Source organism: Oleiphilus sp. HI0067 (genome assembly GCF_001635735.1).
This window is the reverse complement of the sequence record NZ_LWFI01001516.1, coordinates 1-927: the sequence shown is the minus strand read 5'-3', so window position 1 is coordinate 927 and position 927 is coordinate 1. Positions and strand designations below refer to the sequence as shown.

General features: G+C 44.6%; 2 protein-coding genes and 1 pseudogene. 2 read left to right on the top strand and 1 reads right to left on the bottom strand.

The window, feature by feature from the left end:
- Positions 1–132, top strand: a pseudogene (locus A3739_RS28450) (acetyl-CoA C-acetyltransferase); the annotation flags it as partial.
- On the top strand, positions 132–596 hold the full coding sequence (gene trmL, locus A3739_RS24725) for a tRNA (uridine(34)/cytosine(34)/5-carboxymethylaminomethyluridine(34)-2'-O)-methyltransferase TrmL (protein WP_068476278.1): 465 nt from the start codon (positions 132–134) through the stop codon (positions 594–596). The pseudogene A3739_RS28450 and the gene trmL, both read left to right, overlap by 1 nt.
- A gap of 82 nt (positions 597–678) precedes the next feature.
- Here trmL and A3739_RS24720 read toward each other — a convergent pair.
- The coding region (locus A3739_RS24720) for a protein-export chaperone SecB (RefSeq protein ID WP_197472551.1) at positions 679–927 on the bottom strand (249 nt) is incomplete at its 5' end.

Below are 927 nucleotides of genomic sequence, written 5' to 3'. Positions count from 1 at the left end.
ATCGGCGCATCAGGTTGTCGCGTTCTTGTCACATTACTCCATGAAATGATCAAACAAGACGCAAACAAAGGTTTAGCAACATTGTGTATCGGTGGTGGCATGGGTGTTTCGTTAGCGGTTGAGCGCAACTAATGTTCAATATCGTTTTATATGAGCCCGAAATTCCACCAAACACAGGGAATGTTATTCGGTTGGCAGCCAACACAGGCTGCCGATTGCATCTCATAGAACCACTTGGTTTCGATCTCGATACGAAAAAATTGCGTCGTGCGGGGTTAGATTACCACGAATTTGCGGATGTCTTGACCTACGCCTCATATCAAGAATTCGAGGCTAAACATGCTGGTGCAAGAATCTTTGGCATGACAACAAAAGGAAGTCGCCCACACACGGAAATTTCTTACCAAGAAAACGACTTCTTTTTGTTTGGCCCTGAAACTCGTGGATTACCTAGTGATGTTCGAGAGGGACTAGGAACGGACTTTTGTATTCGAATTCCAATGTTGGAAGGAAGTCGCAGCTTAAACCTGTCTAATTCAGTTGCGATTGTCGTGTATGAAGCCTGGCGTCAGCTTAGCTTTCAGGCTGGAAGTTAGATCTGCATAGATTTTTTCGCTCATAAAAAACCGCTAAACAATAAATGCTTAGCGGTTTTTTATGGATTGCAGTCACGCAGTCTTACTGAACTGTTGATTCAGCTGCTTCAGCGCTTGCTGCTTCTTGCTCCTGCTGCTGTTTCTTTGCCATTGCCTGCGCAAACATCGCGTCAAAATTGATCGGCGCTAACATCACTGGCTGGAAACCACCTTTAACAACGATATTATCAATACTTTCGCGAAGATATGGGAACAACAAGTTAGGGCATACAGCACCTACTGCATGGTGGTACTGAACACCTTCTAAACCGACGATTCTGAAAATACCAGC

What these genes read in the sequence shown, in the direction of transcription:
- trmL (WP_068476278.1), top strand. Translation starts at nt 132, where the DNA reads ATGTTCAATATCGTTTTATATGAGCCCGAAATTCCACCAAACACAGGG.